This is a genomic window from uncultured Polaribacter sp. (assembly GCF_947503855.1).
Lineage (GTDB): Bacteria > Bacteroidota > Bacteroidia > Flavobacteriales > Flavobacteriaceae > Polaribacter.
Genome location: NZ_CANNFF010000003.1, coordinates 107339 through 126118 on the forward strand (window position 1 = coordinate 107339; position 18780 = coordinate 126118).

13 protein-coding genes, 1 pseudogene and 1 riboswitch are annotated in these 18780 nt (G+C 30.2%); of the genes and pseudogenes, 5 read left to right on the forward strand and 9 right to left on the reverse strand.

From position 1 onward, the window contains the following. Positions 1-22: 22 nt before the first annotated feature. A complete protein-coding gene (locus Q0662_RS03495; protein WP_298947182.1) occupies positions 23-1297 on the reverse strand; it encodes an O-acetylhomoserine aminocarboxypropyltransferase/cysteine synthase family protein in 1275 nt (424 codons plus the stop codon). A 196-nt stretch (positions 1298-1493) separates the two neighbouring features. Then, positions 1494-1618, reverse strand: a riboswitch (SAM riboswitch). Positions 1619-1990: 372 nt separating this feature from the next. On the opposite strand from Q0662_RS03495, the gene metK reads away from it, so the two are divergent. Continuing rightward, positions 1991-3247 carry a methionine adenosyltransferase gene (gene metK / locus Q0662_RS03500; protein WP_298947184.1) on the forward strand — a complete coding sequence of 419 codons (1257 nt, stop codon included), beginning with the start codon at positions 1991-1993 and terminating at the stop codon, positions 3245-3247. A gap of 158 nt (positions 3248-3405) precedes the next feature. After that, positions 3406-5895: a zinc-dependent metalloprotease gene (locus tag Q0662_RS03505; RefSeq protein WP_298947185.1), complete on the forward strand. Its 2490-nt coding sequence runs from the start codon at positions 3406-3408 to the stop codon at positions 5893-5895. Between the two features lie 165 nt (positions 5896-6060). Here the strand turns inward: Q0662_RS03505 and Q0662_RS03510 are convergent, their stop codons facing one another. Beyond that, entirely contained in the window at positions 6061-7716 is a 1656-nt protein-coding gene (locus Q0662_RS03510) for a mechanosensitive ion channel family protein (protein WP_298947187.1), read from the reverse strand. 162 nt (positions 7717-7878) lie between these two features. On the opposite strand from Q0662_RS03510, the gene Q0662_RS03515 reads away from it, so the two are divergent. Then, positions 7879-8340: a hypothetical protein gene (locus Q0662_RS03515; protein WP_298947189.1), complete on the forward strand. Its 462-nt coding sequence runs from the start codon at positions 7879-7881 to the stop codon at positions 8338-8340. Between the two features lie 259 nt (positions 8341-8599). On the opposite strand, the gene Q0662_RS03520 is transcribed toward Q0662_RS03515, so the two are convergent. The 6 genes and pseudogenes from Q0662_RS03520 to Q0662_RS03545 all read right to left on the reverse strand — a co-directional run bounded on the left by Q0662_RS03520 (position 8600) and on the right by Q0662_RS03545 (position 14868). Beyond that, entirely contained in the window at positions 8600-9115 is a 516-nt protein-coding gene (locus Q0662_RS03520) for a gamma carbonic anhydrase family protein (protein WP_298947190.1), read from the reverse strand. A gap of 198 nt (positions 9116-9313) precedes the next feature. Beyond that, a complete protein-coding gene (locus Q0662_RS03525) occupies positions 9314-10162 on the reverse strand; it encodes a glucosaminidase domain-containing protein (protein WP_298947458.1) in 849 nt (282 codons plus the stop codon). A gap of 9 nt (positions 10163-10171) precedes the next feature. Next, positions 10172-11119 (reverse strand): annotated as a pseudogene (locus Q0662_RS03530) (1-aminocyclopropane-1-carboxylate deaminase/D-cysteine desulfhydrase); the annotation flags it as partial. Positions 11120-11271: 152 nt separating this feature from the next. Continuing rightward, positions 11272-13077 carry a lysophospholipid acyltransferase family protein gene (locus tag Q0662_RS03535; RefSeq protein ID WP_298947192.1) on the reverse strand — a complete coding sequence of 602 codons (1806 nt, stop codon included), beginning with the start codon at positions 13075-13077 and terminating at the stop codon, positions 11272-11274. Positions 13078-13132: 55 nt separating this feature from the next. Beyond that, a complete protein-coding gene (locus tag Q0662_RS03540; RefSeq protein WP_298947196.1) occupies positions 13133-14386 on the reverse strand; it encodes an aspartate kinase in 1254 nt (417 codons plus the stop codon). Between the two features lie 2 nt (positions 14387-14388). Beyond that, on the reverse strand, positions 14389-14868 hold the full coding sequence (locus Q0662_RS03545) for a GNAT family N-acetyltransferase (protein WP_298947198.1): 480 nt from the start codon (positions 14866-14868) through the stop codon (positions 14389-14391). A gap of 169 nt (positions 14869-15037) precedes the next feature. On the opposite strand from Q0662_RS03545, the gene fbp reads away from it, so the two are divergent. Both fbp and Q0662_RS03555 read left to right on the forward strand, forming a co-directional pair. Next, a complete protein-coding gene (gene fbp, locus Q0662_RS03550) occupies positions 15038-16048 on the forward strand; it encodes a class 1 fructose-bisphosphatase (protein WP_298947200.1) in 1011 nt (336 codons plus the stop codon). Between the two features lie 111 nt (positions 16049-16159). Next, complete coding sequence (locus Q0662_RS03555; RefSeq protein WP_298947202.1) at positions 16160-16768, forward strand: superoxide dismutase; 609 nt, start codon at positions 16160-16162, stop codon at positions 16766-16768. A 79-nt stretch (positions 16769-16847) separates the two neighbouring features. Here the strand turns inward: Q0662_RS03555 and Q0662_RS03560 are convergent, their stop codons facing one another. Continuing rightward, a complete protein-coding gene (locus Q0662_RS03560; RefSeq protein ID WP_298947204.1) occupies positions 16848-18746 on the reverse strand; it encodes an amidophosphoribosyltransferase in 1899 nt (632 codons plus the stop codon). Between the last annotated feature and the right edge of the window lie 34 nt (positions 18747-18780).

Sequence of the window (18780 nt, forward strand, 5' to 3'; positions counted from 1 at the left end):
GTGAAATTCGTTTTTTTTCTAATTATATTTCTGAAAAAGCGGCTTTTAAATCTGCTTTTAAATCTTCTAAATCCTCAATACCAACAGACAATCTAATTAAATCTTGAGACACACCTGCACTTTCTTGAGCTGCCTCATCTAATTGTTGATGTGTTGTACTTGCTGGATGAATAATTAACGATTTTGTATCGCCAATATTTGCCAATAAAGAGAATATTTTAGTTTTATCTGCAATTGTTTTTGCAGCTTCAAAACCTTTTTTTGGTCCAAAAGTTACAATTCCACTTTGCCCTTTTGGTAAGTATTTTTTAGCTAAGGCATTGTATTTATTACTCTCTAAACCAGGATAGTTTACCCAAGCAACTTCCTCTTGTTGTTCTAACCATTTTGCCAATTCTAGTGCATTTTCTGAATGTTTTTGAATTCTAACAGGCAATGTTTCTAAACCTTGAATTATGTTAAATGCATTGGTTGGACTTAAAGCACCACCAAAATCACGTAAACCCTCTAAGATTAATTTAAACGTATAAGATGCAGCTCCTAAAACATCATGATATTGCAATCCATGATATCCTGCAGATGGTTCTGTAAACTCAGGGAATTTACCATTAGCCCAGTTAAAAGTTCCAGCATCTATAATTGCGCCTCCTAAAGATGTTCCTTGACCACCAATATATTTTGTAAGTGAATGAATTACAATATTTGCACCGTGTTTGATTGGGTTTAACAAAGCTGGTGTTGCTACTGTATTATCAACTATAAAAGGAACTTCTGCTTTTTTTGCTTGTATAGAAATTGCTTCTAAATCTAATACATCTAATTTAGGATTTCCTAAAGATTCTACAAAAAAGGCTCTTGTATTATCTTGAACAGCAGTCTCAAAACTTTCAGGGTTTGAAGCATCTACAAAAGTAGTTGTAATACCAAATCTTGGTAATGTAACGCTTAAAAGATTGTAAGTTCCACCATATAAACTACTAGAAGCCACAATATGATCTCCAGCTTTTAACAAGGTTAGCAAACCAGTTGAAATGGCCGCTGTACCAGAAGCAAAAACTACAGCTCCTATACCACCTTCTACAGCCGCTAAACGATCTTGCAAAATTTGATTGGTTGGGTTGTTTAACCTTGTGTAAATAAACCCTAATTCTTGTAGCGAAAAAAGATTTGCTGCATGTTCTGAATTGTTAAAAACATACGATGATGTTTGGTAAATTGGCACTGCTCTTGTACCTCCATTGGCTGCTACATCATGTCCTGCGTGCAACGCATTGGTTGCTAATTTTTGTGTACTCATTTTTCTATTTTTTTTGAGTTAATTTAAATTCCTGTCTGTTCAGGAACAGTTTTTAAAAGAAACACAATTTTTAAATTGTGAATCAATTTCTGATTAAACCAAAAGTCAAATGCATCAGATTCTTTTTTTTTGCTGATGTACTTACTAGAAAAATGTTATTAAGAATTATTCAATTACACGAACGTGCAATTGTTTTGGGTTATCTATCTAATTTCTGATAAATGAATCTGAAACTAAGTAGAATTTAGCACCTTCTTTTCCTCTTGAAAAGGGTTGCTAAGGCTTCAAAGGGTCTAATCCCTCCACCTTTCTTGATAACATTTCAATAAGTTATTGAACTTTGTGAGTGCAAATATATGTTTAGAAAAATTTAATATCCAAATTAAAAAGTAGTTTTTTTAATTTTAATACAGATTATTTAATTAAAAGCTCAAAAAATTCATCATTCTTTAAAAAGAAAAGCATAAAGAGCCTAATATTGTTTAATTAATGATACTATCAAAAAAAATTATTGTAAAATTATGTTCAATTATATTTTTATAATGTAGCTTTGCACCAAACTTAGAGGAAAAATTTGAACTGATTGCAACCTCATTAAAAAAATGCTAAAGCAGTAAATCCCTACTTCTTTTAGCGGCCTTGCAATCAAAATTTATTTTTCATTTAAATTATTTTAAATAAAAAAACAATATTATGTCATATTTATTTACCTCAGAAAGTGTTTCTGAAGGACACCCAGATAAAGTTGCAGATCAAATTTCTGATGCATTAATAGATAATTTTTTAGCTTTTGATAAAAGTAGTAAAGTTGCTTGCGAAACCATGGTTACAACAGGACAAGTTATTTTGGCTGGTGAAGTCAAATCTAAAACTTATTTAGATGTTCAACAAATTGCTAGAGACGTAATTAATAAAATTGGTTATACCAAGGGAGAATATATGTTTGATGGAAATTCGTGTGGGGTTTTATCTGCCATACACGAACAATCTCCAGATATTAACCAAGGTGTAGATAGATCTAGCCCAGAAGAACAAGGTGCAGGAGACCAAGGTATGATGTTTGGTTATGCAACAGATGAGACAGAAAATTATATGCCTTTGGCGTTAGAATTATCTCATAGATTACTTAAAGAATTGGCTGCTTTAAGAAGAGAAAATAATGATATTACTTATTTAAGACCAGACGCAAAAAGTCAAGTAACTATTGAGTATTCTGATGACAATAAACCTCAAAGAATAGACGCTATTGTTATTTCTACACAACATGATGATTTTGATAAATCTGATGATGTCATGTTAGCAAAAATCAAAAAAGATATCGTAGAAATTTTAATTCCGAGAGTGGTTGCAAAACTACCAAATCACATTCAAAAATTATTTACAGATAATATTACCTACCATATAAACCCAACTGGTGTTTTTGTAATTGGAGGGCCTCATGGAGACACTGGTTTAACAGGAAGAAAAATTATTGTTGATACTTATGGTGGTAAAGGTGCACATGGTGGAGGCGCTTTTTCTGGAAAAGACCCAAGTAAAGTAGATAGATCTGGAGCATACGCAACAAGACATATTGCTAAAAACCTAGTGGCAGCTGGTCTTTGCAAAGAAGTTTTAGTACAAGTTTCTTATGCAATTGGTGTAGCAAAACCAACAAGTATTAATGTAGAAACTTACGGAACATCGAACGTAGATTTAACTGATGGAGAAATTAGTAAAAAAGTAGCAGGTATTTTTGATATGCGTCCTTATTTTATAGAACAACGTTTAAAATTAAGAACACCTATTTACTCTGAAACTGCAGCTTATGGACATATGGGAAGAACTCCTAAAATTAAAACAGTTACATTTACAAATCCAATGGGAGAAACTGTTTCTGAAGAAGTAGAAACCTTTACTTGGGAAAAATTAGATTATGTAGAAAAGATTAAACAAACATTTAATCTTTAAAAAATAAAACCTTTATTTAAAGCCTTTAGAGTTCATTCTAAAGGCTTTTTTTGTGTTGAATTTTAAGAAAAAAAAACAAATCTCTTTAACAAAAATTTAAGAACGCATGCTAATCAGTTTACCTAACTTCGAGCACACTAATTTAAATCAAATTTATAATGACCAAAAAAGTCCTAATCAAACTTCTTTTAGTTGCTTTTGTATTCGGTTTTTCAACAGAAACTGCTGCTCAATTCTGGAAGAAAAAGAAAAAAGAAACCCCAAAAACAGCTGCTAAACCCAAGCCTAAAAAAGGAAGCATTCAACCTTACAATAAAGTTGTAACTAAAGAGCATAAAACAGACGAAGGTATGTTTAAAGTGCATACCAAAGACGATAATTATTTATTCGAAATACCAGATTCTCTGTTAAGAAGAGAAATGTTAATGGTCACAAGAATAGCTAAAACTGCAAGTAATATTGGTTTTGGTGGTGGTAAAACCAACACACAAGTTTTACGTTGGGAGAAAAAAAATAAAAATATCTTATTAAGAGTCGTATCTCATGATGTAGTTGCTGATACAATTTTACCAGTGCATGAAGCCGTAGTAAACTCTAATTTAGAACCTATTTTATTTTCTTTCCCAATTAAAGCGTTTAGTAAAGATTCTACTGCAACAGTAATAGATGCGACGTCTTTATTTTCTACAGACATAAAACCTTTAGGCTTTCCTTCTTTTTACAGAAAAAGATACCAAGCTACAAGAATGGATAAAACACGTTCTTACATAGAAAGAGTAAGTAGCTACCCAAGAAACATAGAAGTAAGACATGTAAAAACATATCTTGCAAACAAAGCACCATCTAATAGTGCTGTAGGCTCTATAACTTTAGAAATGAGTAATTCTATGGTTTTATTACCAAAAGTACCAATGAAACGAAGATATTTTGATGAGCGAGTTGGTTGGTTTGCAAGAGGACAAACTGATTATGGTTTAGAAGCTCAAAAAAGTAAAACAGTTACTTATTTAGACAGATATCGTTTAGAAGTTAAAGAGGAAGATATTGAGAAGTTTAAAAGAGGAGAACTTGTAGAACCAAAAAAACAAATTGTGTATTATGTAGATAGAGCAACACCAGAAGAGTGGGTTCCTTATATTATACAAGGTGTAAACGATTGGCAAGTTGCTTTTGAAGCTGCAGGTTTTAAAAATGCAATTGTTGGTAAAAGAGCACCAACTAAAGAAGAAGATCCAGAATATAGTCCAGAAGATGTACGCTATTCTGTAATTAGATATTTAGCTTCTCCTATACCAAACGCAAATGGACCTCACGTAAGTGATCCCCGTTCTGGAGAAATTTTAGAGTCTGATATAAACTGGTACCATAATGTAATGACATTATTACACAACTGGTTCTTTATACAAACTGCAGCCATTAACCCAGATGCACGTGGAAATGAATTTAAAACAGAGGTTATGGGACGTTTAATACGATTTGTATCTTCTCATGAACTAGGACATACTTTAGGATTGCCTCATAATATGGGAAGTTCTGTTGCTTATCCTGTAGATTCTTTACGTTCTGCAACATTTACAAAAAAATATGGAACAGCACCCTCTATTATGGATTATGCACGTTTTAATTATATAGCGCAACCTGGTGATGAAGATGTAGCTTTAATGCCTAATATTGGTGTGTATGATAAGTATGCAATTGCTTGGGGATATAGACCTATTTTAAATAAAACTGCTAAAGAAGAAAAACCAATTTTAGATGCTTGGATTTTAAAACATGCTGGAGACCCAATGTACAGATTTGGACACCAACAAGCTGGTGGTGTTGTAGACCCTAGTTCTCAAACGGAAGATTTAGGAGATGACGCAATGAAAGCTTCTATGTATGGCATTAAAAATTTAAAAAGAATTTTACCAAGATTGGAAGAATGGACTTCAGAAAAAGGAAAAAATTATGATGATTTATCTACTATGTATGACCAATTATTAAGTCAGTTTAATAGATATATGGGGCATGTTTCTGCAAACATTGGTGGTGTCTATGAATATTACAAAACATCTGACCAAGAAGGAGCTGTATATACACATGTAGATAAATCAAAACAAAGAGAAGCTTTACAATTTGTAATTGATGAGTTATTTAAAACTCCTACCTGGATGTTAGACGAAAATATTTTTAGCAAAACAGAATTTTCTGGCTCTATAGAAAGAGTAAGAGGTTTACAAGCGAGAACACTAACTAATATTTTAGATGCTGGTAGAATGGCTAGAATGATTGAAAACGAAACTTTAAATGGATCTTCAAAAGCTTACACATTAGTTAACATGATGAATGATTTACGCAAAGGTGTTTGGAGTGAAGTTTACTCTGGACGCTCTATAGATACTTATAGAAGAAATTTACAAAGAGCTCATTTAGATAGATTAAACTACTTATTAAACGAAGCTAAAAACCAAAGAGGTGCAAACCGTGGTTACTTTAAACAAAGTGGAATTACCATCAACCAATCTGATGTTAAATCTGTTGTAAGAGGAGAATTAAAACGCTTGCAAAAAGATGTTAAAAGAGCCATGAATAGTGGTAACACTTTAAGACGTTACCATTTACAAGATGTAGTAGACAGAATTGATATGATTCTAGAACCTAAATAAAAATCACCATTTTTTTACACAAAACCTCATCTATAATGATGAGGTTTTTTTTTTAAATGAACTATCTACTATATAAAAAAAATCTTATATATCTAGATTCTATAGACTATAGTAATTGACACTATCCTAAAAACTGTGTAAGTTTAAAAATTCAGAGTTAAATTTTTAAATTCTATTTTCTTCATTTTTAGCCGCTACAATTTCTTGATTAAATTCTTCTAAAACTTTTGATATTGCTTCATTAATTCTTGTAGACTCTGTATCATATTTTGGGTTAATAGCTTTTTTTTCTGGAAAATTTTCTATTGTAACAGTAGTCGATGGAAATGCAAAATCTACACCCAGTGCTTTTGCTAATTTTATAATTGCAATATGTAATCTATGCTTAGAAGATTGCTCTACACCCCAGGCCAAACTTTTAAAATATACATTTACCATTACTAATAATGCAGAATCACCAAAACCTGTAAACTCTACATTGTAAGAATCTGAACGTGTTTCTGGATGTGCTATTATAATTTCTCTAACACCTTTTACAAAAGCTTCTATTAATTCTGGTGGTGTATCATAACGCAAACCTAAATTTGTATTATAACGTCTAAACAATCGTAAACCTTTGTTATTAATAACAATTTCAGACAATTTACTATTGGGTATTTGGTACACAGAAGTATCTGCAGCGCGCACTCTTGTAGATCTAAAACCAACTTTTTCTACGGTACCTACAACTTCACTTGCTTCAATCCAATCTCCTATATGAAAGGGTTTGTCTAAAAAAATCATAATGGTACCTATTAGATTTTTTACAGTGTCTTGAGATGCTAAAGCAAATGCCAACCCTCCTATGGTTGCTCCTGCTAACATTGTGGTTGTATTTACACCAAAAAGTGTTAGCAACCTAAAAACACCAATTAAAATAACTAAACCTGTAAAAAAGTTATTTACGATAGGGGCTAATTGATCATCTAACTTATTATGTGTAGTTTCTGTGTATTCGCTGTAAATTTTCATAATTACTTTTACAAGCTTTAAGAAAACATAGATCCAAAAAACAGTTGCAGCTATATTAAGGCTTAAGAATACCCAGGTATTAATTTCTAAACTAAATTGTAAGGACGGAAATATTTTATCTACAAAAGCAGATGTAACTAACAAACTAATTGGATGTGCTAATTTTTTTAAGACTGTATTTACCTCAAAAGAAGTGTTTTTCTGAATGACCGATTTTATTTTTTGCAATACAAAAAAAGCAATTCTTTTTGCTACTAAAAACACAATATAAGCCAAAACGAAAAGTAAAACTAAGGCAATAAACTGCCATATCTCTATTCCAAAAAACTTTTTATGTCCAGAAACTGGAATTATTTCTTGTATTTGTTGCACATACCAAGGAAAAACCTCTTTGTAAATATCGTCTATTTTTGCAATAGTTTCTGATGAATAATACCATTTATTGCCAACTTTTTCTACATAAATTTGTGGCATTCTTTGAGGAAATAAAACATATTTATAATAAGAAGAGTAGCCAATACTATCTTTGTAGTTAGGATTTGTAGGCACTCTATCTAAATCTACATACAACCCCTTGCCATCTAAAACTTGTTTTATTTTTATGGCCTTTTTTTCTGCTTTACTTTCAGATAACCCATAAATAGTTTTTGCCGCTTTTTTGGGTTGAAAAGAATCTGATTGCAGGAAATATAAATGCGTATAAATAATTGCATGTGGGCTACTTAAGTCTACTTTTACAGAGTCTTTATCTTGTACTTGAGCAAATACAAATAATGGAAAAATCAAGATAATATAGATGATATTTTTCATGTAAATAATTTAATTATTTATAAATAGAATTACAAATTTAATCTATTTGTTTTTTTTAAAGGCCTAAGAAGTATAAATATTAATAAATAGGTATCTATAATTAAACCTTTTTAAAGTTACTAGGTCCTAACAACATAAAACATTAATTAAAATTTAAAAAACATGAAAAATTTAGCAACAATTTTAGCATTTGTATTTGCTTTTACATTTACAACACAAGCACAAAAACAGAAAAAAAGAAGTCATAAAAGACCACAGCTTACCATTGAACAACATACTAATTTAGCAGTTAAAAAAATGACCCTAGACTTAGATTTATCTGAAAACCAACAGAACAAAATTAAGCCTTTAATTGCAGCTAAAATGACAGAGAGAAAAGCTTTTATGGAAAAAAGAAAAGAAGCTAGAAAAGAGCGTAAAAAACCTACTGCAGACGAAGTTTATGCTTTAAAAAGTAAAGTGTTAGACAATCAAATTGCGATGAGAAATAGTATGAAAGAAATTTTAAATAAAGAGCAGTTTGAAAAGTTTGAGAAAATGCAGAAAGTAAGAAAAATGCGAACAAAAAAAATGAAGATGAAAAAAATGCAAGACAAAAGAGGTCAAAAAATGAGAAGAAAATAATTATACGATATCGTATTTATTTGAAATATAATACCCGATTTCTAGATAGGAGTCGGGTTTTATTTTGGGAGTTATTTTCTGCGTTAAAGATAGAAATGGCATCCTTTTTTTTCTAAACTTGAAACAATATTTCAATTAAAAAAAACACTAAGTTTAAATAGAAAAGTGCTAAAAAAAATTAGTGCAAAAAAAAAAGATAGAATGGATAGCCTGTTAAAACGCCCAAATAAAGATGAACTTATAAAAAAATAAAAGATTGTTAATCTTTAAACCAACTTGAATATTTTACATAATTGTTAGCAATTCTATCAATTTCGCCAGAGATTAATTCTTGAGAAATGTCTTTTACTTTTTTTGCAGGTATACCAGCGTAAATACTTCCACTTTCTATATGTGTATTCTTTGTAACTACAGCACCTGCTGCAATTATTGAGTTTGATTCTACAATACAATCGTCCATAATAATGCTACCCATACCAACCAAAACATTGTCTTTAATAGTGCAACCGTGTACAATTGCATTGTGACCAATTGAAACATTATTACCAATAGTTGTGGGCGATTTTTGATATGTGGCATGAATTACAGCTCCATCTTGTATATTTACTTTATTACCAATTTTTATAAAATGAACATCTCCTCTAATAACAGCATTAAACCAAACACTACATTCTTTGCCTATAGAAACCTCACCAACAATAGTGGCATTTTCTGCTATGTAACAATCTTTAAATATTTGTGGATGTTTACCTTTTACAGGTTTTATAATGGGCATAATTTTAGTTTTTTGGTATTGATTTTACAGGCATACAAATTTTGAAATTTTTACCTCAAATATCAATAGAATATATGACAAACTGATTGCCACTTGTATCAAATAATTCTTAAAGTAAGACATTAAATTAAAAGATAAAAAAAAATCTCGACACAATTTTTCGTTCCTTAAAATGACTCGAACTAAAAGACTAGAAACTTATTTTATTAATAATTTCTGTCCAATAGAAATGGTATTACCATCTAAATTATTGATTTCTTTAAGCAATTCTATAGTAATATTATTTTTTGCTGCAATTGCATATAGGGTATCTCCTTTTTGCACAATATAATAGTTTTTAGCTGTTTTTTGTATCACAATAGCCTGCTCTATTTCGTTGTTTTTATTCAGTTTTTTAACTTCCTTTTTAAATTTAGATTTTTTAAATTTATCAAACTCGTACAATTTATACTCTTTTATGATTTGAATCAATTTTACAGGATATTTTCTATCTGTAGCATAACCTGCCTTTCTTAATCCATAAGCCCATTTTTTGTAGTTTTTTATAGGGTAATCAAACAAAAAAGCATAACGTTTTCTTTGGGTTAAAAACAAAGAATGATCATTATAAGAGGTTTCTGGATATACGTATTTTCTAAAACATTCGCCTTTTTCATCATCATCATGATACACTCGTTCTCCTTTCCATTGTGTATGGCATTTAATACCAAAATGATTGTTAGATTTTAAAGCCAACTCACTTCTACCTCTACCAGATTCTAAAATACCTTGTGCCAAAGTTATGCTTGCTGGTATTTTATATTCGTGCATTTCTTGTACAGCAATAGGTGCATATTTTTTAATATAAGCAAGGGTTTGTTTATTTAATCGAGGATTTTTATTAGCTAATTTTTTAGTAAATTCAACTTGATTTACAGAAGGTAATTCTTTAGGTTTTGGCTCTGCAATAACCACCCCTGTATTTTTTTTATTAATTACTCTTTTTTTAGAACCACAACTTGCTAATATCAATAATAATAGAAAACTGAAAAGTATTTTTAACTTCATAAAATAATTAATTGGCGCTTTATTTTTTTGTTTTAATTTTTGATTGAAACCTGCAATACCCTGTAAACCTCCAGTATGAATTGCCAAAATTTTACTGTTTTCTGGAAAATAATCTTTTTGAACTAAATCTAAAATACCAAATAACATTTTACCTGTGTAAATTGGATCTAACTGAATTTTGGTTTGTTTTGTAAAATCGTTTATAAAACGAATGAGCTCATCATTATATTTTGCATAACCCCCAAAATGATAATCTTTTACGATAGTCCAATTATTGGTTTTTGTGGTATATTTTTTTATTTCTTCAGCTAAAAAATCACCTTTTAAAGCAGGAAAACCCATTGCCTTTTGATCATTTTCTAAAGAATTAATAATACCAGAAATAGTACCACCTGTACCTATTGCACAGCAAATATAATCGAAATTATGATCTAATTTTGTTAAAATTTCTTGGCAACCTTTTACGGCCAAACAATTAGTACCTCCTTCTGGAATTAGATAAAAATCACCCAATTTATTTTTTAATTTTTCTACGAAACCAAGGCTATTTTTTTGTCGGTAATTTTCTCTAGAAACAAAATGGAATTTCATTCCGTTTTTATAGGCTTCTTGTAAAGTAGCATTATTAGCTAGCGTTTCTTTTAAGTTTTTAGCTAACTCATCTCCCCTAATAACACCAATGGTTTTAAAACCCGCCAACTTACCAGCAACAGCAGTTGCAACAATATGATTAGAAAAAGCTCCACCAAATGTAAGTAAGGTATTTTTTTTAAGTTTTTTAGCTTCTGTTAAATTGTACTTTAGTTTCCTAAACTTATTACCTGAAACAAAAGGATGGATTACGTCTTCTCTTTTTATGTAAAGTGTTACTTTTTTTTCTTCTAAAATAGGTAGATGAACGTGTTGATTTTCAGTAATAAAATCTTGAAAAAAAAAGGAATTGAGTTCTTTATGCATTTAAACACAAAAATAATAGTTATTTTTTTTAAACTATTAAAAAAACTTGTCATTGTCAATTTAAAAACAAATTTAATTCAAATTAAATCAAGGTGTTTAGGTAGCTTATTTTGAAAAAAATCTTGTTAACATTATCAAAAGATCTGAAAAATCTATTTATTCTGTAATTCAGTAGCTTTACGCTCTAACTCTGCTTGAAATTCTTCCATCACAGGTTTTACTGTACTTTCTGGTATGTCTGCTACTTTTATATACATTAAACCATCTACAGCATTGTTAAACTTTGGGTCTACATTAAAAGCTACCAAACGGGCATTTTGTTTTACATATTTCTTTAATAAAACTGGAATTCTTAATGCTCCTGGTTCAATTTCGTCTATAATTTTATCAAACTTTTGCATGTCTGCTTTAGTAGCATCAAATACAAAGTCTTTATCACCATCTTTTAGTTTTACCTTGTATTCTTTTTTGGCATAAATATATTGGGCAATGTATGGGTCGTAATAATGAGATTTCATAAACTCAATCATTAACGATTTAGAAAAATCTGAAAATTGATTGCTAATAGAAACACCACCCATTAAATATTTATATTCTGGATAACGTAAAGTAACATGTACAATTCCTTTCCACAATAAAAATAGTGGCATGGGTTTTTGTTGATATTCACTTACAATAAAAGCGCGTCCCATCTCTATGGTATTGCTCATCATTTGGTGTAATTCTGGTTCTATTTTAAACAAGGTTTGCACATAAAACCCATTGATACCATACTTTTTAAAAATATCTTTACCAAGTCCCATTCTATAAGCTCCTACCAAACAACTAGCTTCTCTATCCCATAAAAAAAGGTGGGAGTAATATTTATCGTACTTATCTAAATCTAAAGATTTATTGGTGCCCTCACCTACTTCTCTAAACGTGATTTCTCTTAACCTACCAATTTCATGCAATAGATTTGGTATTTCTTTAGCGCCCGCAAAAAATACTTCGTAGTTTTTACTTTCTAATAATCTACTATTCTTAGCTCTTAAAATATTTACTTCGTTAATAAATGAATCTACATTTTTTTGAGCAGCAATTTTTTTTGCTGGCTTTTTAATTTTTATATTTTGAGTAGAAATTAGTTTGTGAGCTTTTTCAAAAGGATTTGCCAACATATAGGTTTTCTTTCTTATAAACTCACAAAAAGACGGAATGTCTTTAAAATCACTTTGGTCTTTTACAGAAATTGGTTTTCCTATTCTAACTCTTACAACTCTACCTCCTTGAGAAATCACTTCTGATGGTAATTTGGCTGTTCTTAACGTATCTGAAATTTTAGATAAAAAGTAAAAAAGTTTACTATTTTGGGCATGAAAATATATAGGAATAACAGGTACTTCTGCCTTTTTTATCAATTTAACTGCACCTTCTTCCCAAGGCTTATCTACTTTTAATTTACCATCTTTATAGGTAGACACCTCTCCTGCAGGAAAAATTCCCAAAGGTTTTCCTTCTCTTAAATGTGATAAAGCACTTTTAATTCCTGCTACACTAGATTTTACGTCCTTTCTGGTTTCAAAAGGATTTACGGGCATTACATAAGGCTTTAATGGCGCTATTCTATGTAGTAAAAAGTTGGCAATTATTTTATAATCAGCTCTTTTTTCTATCAATAACTTTAATAGTAAAACGCCATCTATCCCCCCTAAAGGATGATTAGAAATTGTAATAAAAGGACCTTCTTTTGGTATTCTTTTAAGATCATCTTCTGGAACTTCAAACTTTATATTACAATCGTCTAAAACACCGTTTAAAAAATCTAGTTCAGATTTATTTTTATTCTTATCGTAAATTTTATTAATAGTAGATATACGAAGTATTCTTAATAAAATCCATCCTACAAAAGTACCTAGAAATCTAAATTTCTGAATACCAATTACTTGTGCAATTTCTTTAGAGGTTACTAATGCCATAAAATACAATTAGAGCTTCATACAAACATACTAAAAAAATGAAATAGGAATTCAATTATTTTGCATCCAAAATAATTTGCATAGTTTCCTTATTAACTTGCGTTAACAAAAAAGTACCTTTTTCTTGTATACTTTCAATTGCTTTGTCATCAAAATGACGCACTGTATACAAATCTACTTTCTTTTGTACGTCTATTTTAAATTCCGTTTTTAGTTCTTCGTAAAAACTATCAAACTTATTAAATTTATTATCTATACAGATAGAAAAACTAATAGCCGAATTTTGTATTAGATTGGTTTTTAATTGATAATCGTGTAATTTCTTAAAAATATAACTAATATTATTTTCTACCATAAAAGTAAAGTCTAAAGCAGAAATAGATACTAAAACTTGATTTTTCTTAACAATAAAACAAGGTATTAAAGGCTCTAAATTAGACCCTTTAGAAATTCTTGTACCAGCTTCTTTTGGGTTTACAAAAGAACGTACTAATAATGGGATTTCTTTTTGTTGTAAAGGCTGTAAAGTTTTGGGGTGAATTACAGATGCTCCATAAAATGCCATCTCTATAGCTTCTTGGTAAGAAATTTGTTTTAACAAAGTAGTATCTTCAAAAACGCGTGGGTCTGCATTTAAAACACCAGGTACATCTTTCCAAATAGTTACGTTGTCTGCATTTAAACAATATGCAAAAATACCAGCTGTATAATCAGATCCTTCTCTACCTAAAGTGGTTGTATTTTCTGTATCGTTTGCAGCTATAAAACCTTGTGTAATGTTTAATTTAGAAGCATCTACTTTCTTAGAAATAAGTTCTTGGGTTAAGTTCCAATCAACTTTTGCATCTCTATAATTACTATCTGTTTTTATGTAATTTCTTACATCGAACCAATTATTTGCTACACCAATTTTTTCTAAATAAGCACTAACAATTTTGGTAGATAACAACTCACCAAAACAAATAATTTGGTCGTACACATAATTATATCTTTGCGATGTATTTCTAGCTAAAAACCAACTTAACTCGCCCAATAAAATATCTATTTCTTTATAAATTGGAGCCTCTTTTTCAAATAAATCATCCATGATGGCTTTATGAAAATCTTCTATAACTCCTAATTTTTCAGACAAATTATCTGTTTTGTTATAATAAGCTTCTATTACGTCTTCAAAAGCATTGGTAATTTTACCCATTGCAGAAACTACAACTAATATATTTTCTGTACCTTCGGATTGTAAAATGTTTATAACATTTTTTACGCTTACAGCATCCTTTACAGATGCACCTCCAAATTTAAAAATTTTCATTTCTAATTATTTTCAATAAATTTTGCTAAGTTTTCTTTATTCATTTGCACCACAGACCAATCATTTAAATAGGTTGCTCCTGTGCTTTTATAAAAATTAACTGCGTTGGTATTCCAATCTATAACTTCCCAAGCAACTCTATTAAAATTATGATCGTAAGCATATTTTAAAACAGCTGTATACAAAGCTTTGCCTGCTCCAATTTTTTGTCTACTTTTTGTAACAATTAAATCCTCTAAATGTATGGTTTTTCCTTTCCACGTAGAATATCTTTCATAAAACAAAGCAATACCAATTACTGTATTATTTTCTTCTGCAACAAATAATTTAAACTTTGGGCGCTCAGAAAAACCATCATTTAATAAATCTTGTACAGTAATTTCTACCGCATCTGGTTCTTTTTCAAAAACTGCCAATTCTGTAATTAAATCGTGCACAGCTTGTACATCTTTTTCTATTGCTCTTCTAATTATAAAACTCATTTTTACAAATTTTGTACAAAGATAGTTTATTTGATACTTGACAAAATTTTTTGAATATTTTACACATTTTTTTATGATTTGTTTAAAAAAACAGGTAAATTAACTGATGTAAAAAATTAAATAGTAAAAAAAAAATAACATATTTGTATTAAGAACCATATCTATTAAAATGACGCATAAAAAACAAACTCTTGGCGAATTTATTATTGAAAATCAACACGCATTTAAATACACTTCTGGTGAGCTTTCTAGGCTTATAAACTCTATTAGGTTAGCTGCAAAAGTAGTAAACCATGAGGTGAATAAAGCTGGTTTGGTAGATATTATTGGTGCCATTGGCGGCACAAATATTCAAGGTGAAGATCAACAAAAATTAGACGTTTATGCCAATAATAAATTTATACAAACCTTAACCAAAAGAAACATTGTTTGTGGTATTGCAAGTGAAGAAGAAGATAGCTTTATAACGATTAACAGTCAAGATGAGAATCATCAAAATAAATATGTGGTTTTAATTGATCCTTTAGACGGTTCTTCTAACATCGATGTAAATGTTTCTGTAGGTACCATTTTTTCTATATACAGACGCGTAACACCTGTTGGAACACCTGTACAATTAGAAGATTTTTTACAAGAAGGAAATAAACAGGTAGCTGCAGGTTATATCGTTTACGGAACCTCTACAATGTTGGTATATACAACTGGAGATGGTGTGAATGGTTTTACCTTAAACCCTGCAATTGGTTCGTTTTATTTATCGCATCCAAATATGACTTTTCCAGAAGATGGCAGTATTTACTCTGTAAATGAAGGTAATTATTTAGATTTCCCTTTAGGAGTAAAAAAATACATAAAATATTGTCAAGAAGAAGAGGGAGACAGACCTTACACGAGTAGATATATTGGTTCTTTAGTATCAGATTTTCACAGAAATATGATTAAAGGAGGTATTTATATGTATCCAAAAGGCTCTAGAAATCCAAATGGGAAATTGCGTTTGCTTTATGAATGTAACCCAATGGCATTTTTAGCAGAACAAGCTAATGGTAAATCTTCCGATGGTTATACAAGAACCTTAGATGTTATACCAACAGAACTTCATCAAAGAGTTCCTTTTATTTGCGGTAGTAAAAATATGGTAGAAAAAGTAGAGGAGTTTATGAAAATATATGGCGAATAAATTGTTCTTATACTGCTATAAGTTAAGAAAAGGCTAATATTTTGGGATTTACTTACATATTAAGTAATTTTACATTTACAAATAAAATACTAACTTATAAACAATAAAAAAATGGCTTTTCAATTACCAGAATTAGGATATGCACATGATGCATTAGAACCACATATTGATGCAAAAACTATGGAAATTCACCATGGCAAACATCACAATGGATATACAACAAAATTAAATGCAGCAATAGAAGGTACTGATTTAGAAGGTAAATCTATTGAAAATATTTTAACAAATTTAGACATGAGTAATAGTGCTGTTAGAAATAACGGTGGTGGTTATTATAATCACTCTTTGTTCTGGACAGTTATGAATCCAAAAGACAAAGGTACTTTATCTGGTGAATTAAAAGATGCTATTGAAGCCGCTTTTGGTTCTAAAGAAGAATTTATGGATGCTTTTTCTAAAGCAGCAGCTACACAATTTGGTTCTGGTTGGGCTTGGTTATGTGTGCTTCCTGGAGGAAAAGTAGAAGTTTGTTCTACACCTAATCAAGATAACCCATTAATGCCTGGCGTTACTTGTGGAGGAACACCTATTTTAGGTTTAGATGTTTGGGAACACGCATATTACTTAAATTACCAAAACAGAAGACCAGATTATATTGATGCTTTCTTTAAATTAATCAATTGGAATGAAGTTGAAAGACGCTACGCTGAAGCTAAATAAATTTCAGCATTTTATATATACGCAAAAAGCATCCAATAAATTGGATGCTTTTTTTATGCGTTCTAAAACTTGATTGAGGTTAATAAGCTCTTTTATCGTTTCCTTCATAAAAGTTTATAAAGGCTTCATTTACTACTCTATGACCTCCAGGAGTTGGGTAATTTCCTGTAAAATACCAATCTCCTAAATTATCTGGACAAGCTTTATGTAAGCCTTCTATAGATTGATAAATTACCTCTACTTCTGCTTTTATATCTTTTGTTTTTAGCATTTCTGCAATTTTTGCTGAAATTTGTTCAGCTGAAAAAGGTTTATAAATTTCTTTTACATGATTTACAATACCTTCATCTTCAGTTTTTTGTTGTGCTTTCGATTTTTTATAAACTTCGTCTATAATATGTTCTTGATTGGTGTCTTTTAACAAAGCAATAGCTGCTTTAAATGCAATAAAGGCATCTATTCTTGCCATATCTATACCATAACAATCTGGATAACGAATTTGCGGTGCAGAAGAAACTACTACTATTTTTTTAGGACTTAATCTGTCTAAAATTTTAATAATACTCTTTTTTAAAGTAGTACCACGTACAATACTATCGTCTATAATTACCAAATTATCTGTAGGTTTTACAACCCCATAAGTTACATCGTAAACGTGTTCTACCAAATCATCTCTACTGCTATCATCTGCAATAAATGTTCTTAATTTTGCATCTTTGATTGCAATTTTTTCAAAACGGGGTCTTTCAGATAAAATTTGAGTTACTTTTTCTGCAGATAATTGTTTTCCACCAGCTAAGATTTTAGCTGTTTTTTGCTGATTTAATAGATCTTCTGCAGCTTCTGTCATCCCATAAAAAGAAGTTTCTGCCGTATTGGGTATGTAAGAAAAAACAGTATTTGAAACATCACTATCAATTGATTTTAAAATTTCTGGAAATACAAATTTTCCTAAATTTTTTCTTTCTTCGTAAATACTTGCATCACTACCTCTAGAAAAATAAATACGCTCAAAAGAACAGGCCTTTTTTTCTCTTGGTTCTAACACTTGTTTGATAGATGTTTTACCACTTTTTTTAATAATTAATGCATGCCCTCTTTCTAATTCTTTAATTTCATCAATATTTACATTAAAAACGGTTTGTATTACTGGTCTTTCTGATGCTACAACTACCACTTCATCATCTTCATAAAAATAAGTAGGCCTAATTCCATTTGGGTCTCTTAACACAAAAGCATCTCCATGGCCTACTAAACCAGCCATTGCATAACCACCATCCCAATTTTTAGAAGAGCGTTTTAAAACTTTTTTAAGGCTTAAATTTTCTTCTATAAATGGCGATGCATCTTTTTTACTGAAGCCTTTTTTCTTTGCTTTTTGGTATAATTTAGCCACTTCATCTTCTAAAAAATGACCAATTTTTTCCATTACAGTTACCGTATCTGTAAACTCTTTTGGATGCTGCCCTAACTCTATCAATTCTTCTAATAATTGTTTAGAGTTGGTCATATTAAAATTACCTGCAACTATTAAATTTTGATGTTTCCAGTTACTTTGACGTAAAAAAGGATGCACACTTTCTATGCTGTTTTTACCAAAAGTTCCGTAACGAACGTGTCCTAAAAAAAGGTTTCCTACATAAGGCATATTTTCTTCTTGCCAAGTAACATCGTCTTTTTTATCTGGGTTTTGCTCTAAAACACCATTTAAACGCTGGTTAATTTGTGCAAAAATATCTTGTATGGGTTGTGGCTGGTTAGATCTAACTCTACTAATGTACCTTGTACCTGGTGCCACATTATATTTTATACTTGCAAAACCAGCACCATCTTGACCACGGTTGTGTTGTTTTTCCATCAATAAATACATTTTGTTAATTCCGTAAAAAGCAGAACCGTATTTATCTTTATAAAATTGTAAAGGCTTTTTTAATCGAACAAGTGCAATTCCACATTCGTGTTTAATAGCGTCACTCATTGGTAATAATAGTTTTTAGTTGTGTGTGTTTTAT

What these genes read in the sequence shown, in the direction of transcription:
- Q0662_RS03540 (WP_298947196.1), bottom strand. Translation starts at nt 14,386, where the DNA reads ATGAAAATTTTTAAATTTGGAGGTGCATCTGTAAAGGATGCTGTAAGC.
- Q0662_RS03525 (WP_298947458.1), bottom strand. Translation starts at nt 10,162, where the DNA reads ATGAAGTTAAAAATACTTTTCAGTTTTCTATTATTATTGATATTAGCA.
- Q0662_RS03545 (WP_298947198.1), bottom strand. Translation starts at nt 14,868, where the DNA reads ATGAGTTTTATAATTAGAAGAGCAATAGAAAAAGATGTACAAGCTGTG.
- Q0662_RS03560 (WP_298947204.1), bottom strand. Translation starts at nt 18,746, where the DNA reads ATGAGTGACGCTATTAAACACGAATGTGGAATTGCACTTGTTCGATTA.
- Q0662_RS03555 (WP_298947202.1), top strand. Translation starts at nt 16,160, where the DNA reads ATGGCTTTTCAATTACCAGAATTAGGATATGCACATGATGCATTAGAA.
- Q0662_RS03505 (WP_298947185.1), top strand. Translation starts at nt 3,406, where the DNA reads ATGACCAAAAAAGTCCTAATCAAACTTCTTTTAGTTGCTTTTGTATTC.
- metK (WP_298947184.1), top strand. Translation starts at nt 1,991, where the DNA reads ATGTCATATTTATTTACCTCAGAAAGTGTTTCTGAAGGACACCCAGAT.
- Q0662_RS03515 (WP_298947189.1), top strand. Translation starts at nt 7,879, where the DNA reads ATGAAAAATTTAGCAACAATTTTAGCATTTGTATTTGCTTTTACATTT.
- fbp (WP_298947200.1), top strand. Translation starts at nt 15,038, where the DNA reads ATGACGCATAAAAAACAAACTCTTGGCGAATTTATTATTGAAAATCAA.
- Q0662_RS03520 (WP_298947190.1), bottom strand. Translation starts at nt 9,115, where the DNA reads ATGCCCATTATAAAACCTGTAAAAGGTAAACATCCACAAATATTTAAA.
- Q0662_RS03510 (WP_298947187.1), bottom strand. Translation starts at nt 7,716, where the DNA reads ATGAAAAATATCATCTATATTATCTTGATTTTTCCATTATTTGTATTT.
- Q0662_RS03495 (WP_298947182.1), bottom strand. Translation starts at nt 1,297, where the DNA reads ATGAGTACACAAAAATTAGCAACCAATGCGTTGCACGCAGGACATGAT.
- Q0662_RS03535 (WP_298947192.1), bottom strand. Translation starts at nt 13,077, where the DNA reads ATGGCATTAGTAACCTCTAAAGAAATTGCACAAGTAATTGGTATTCAG.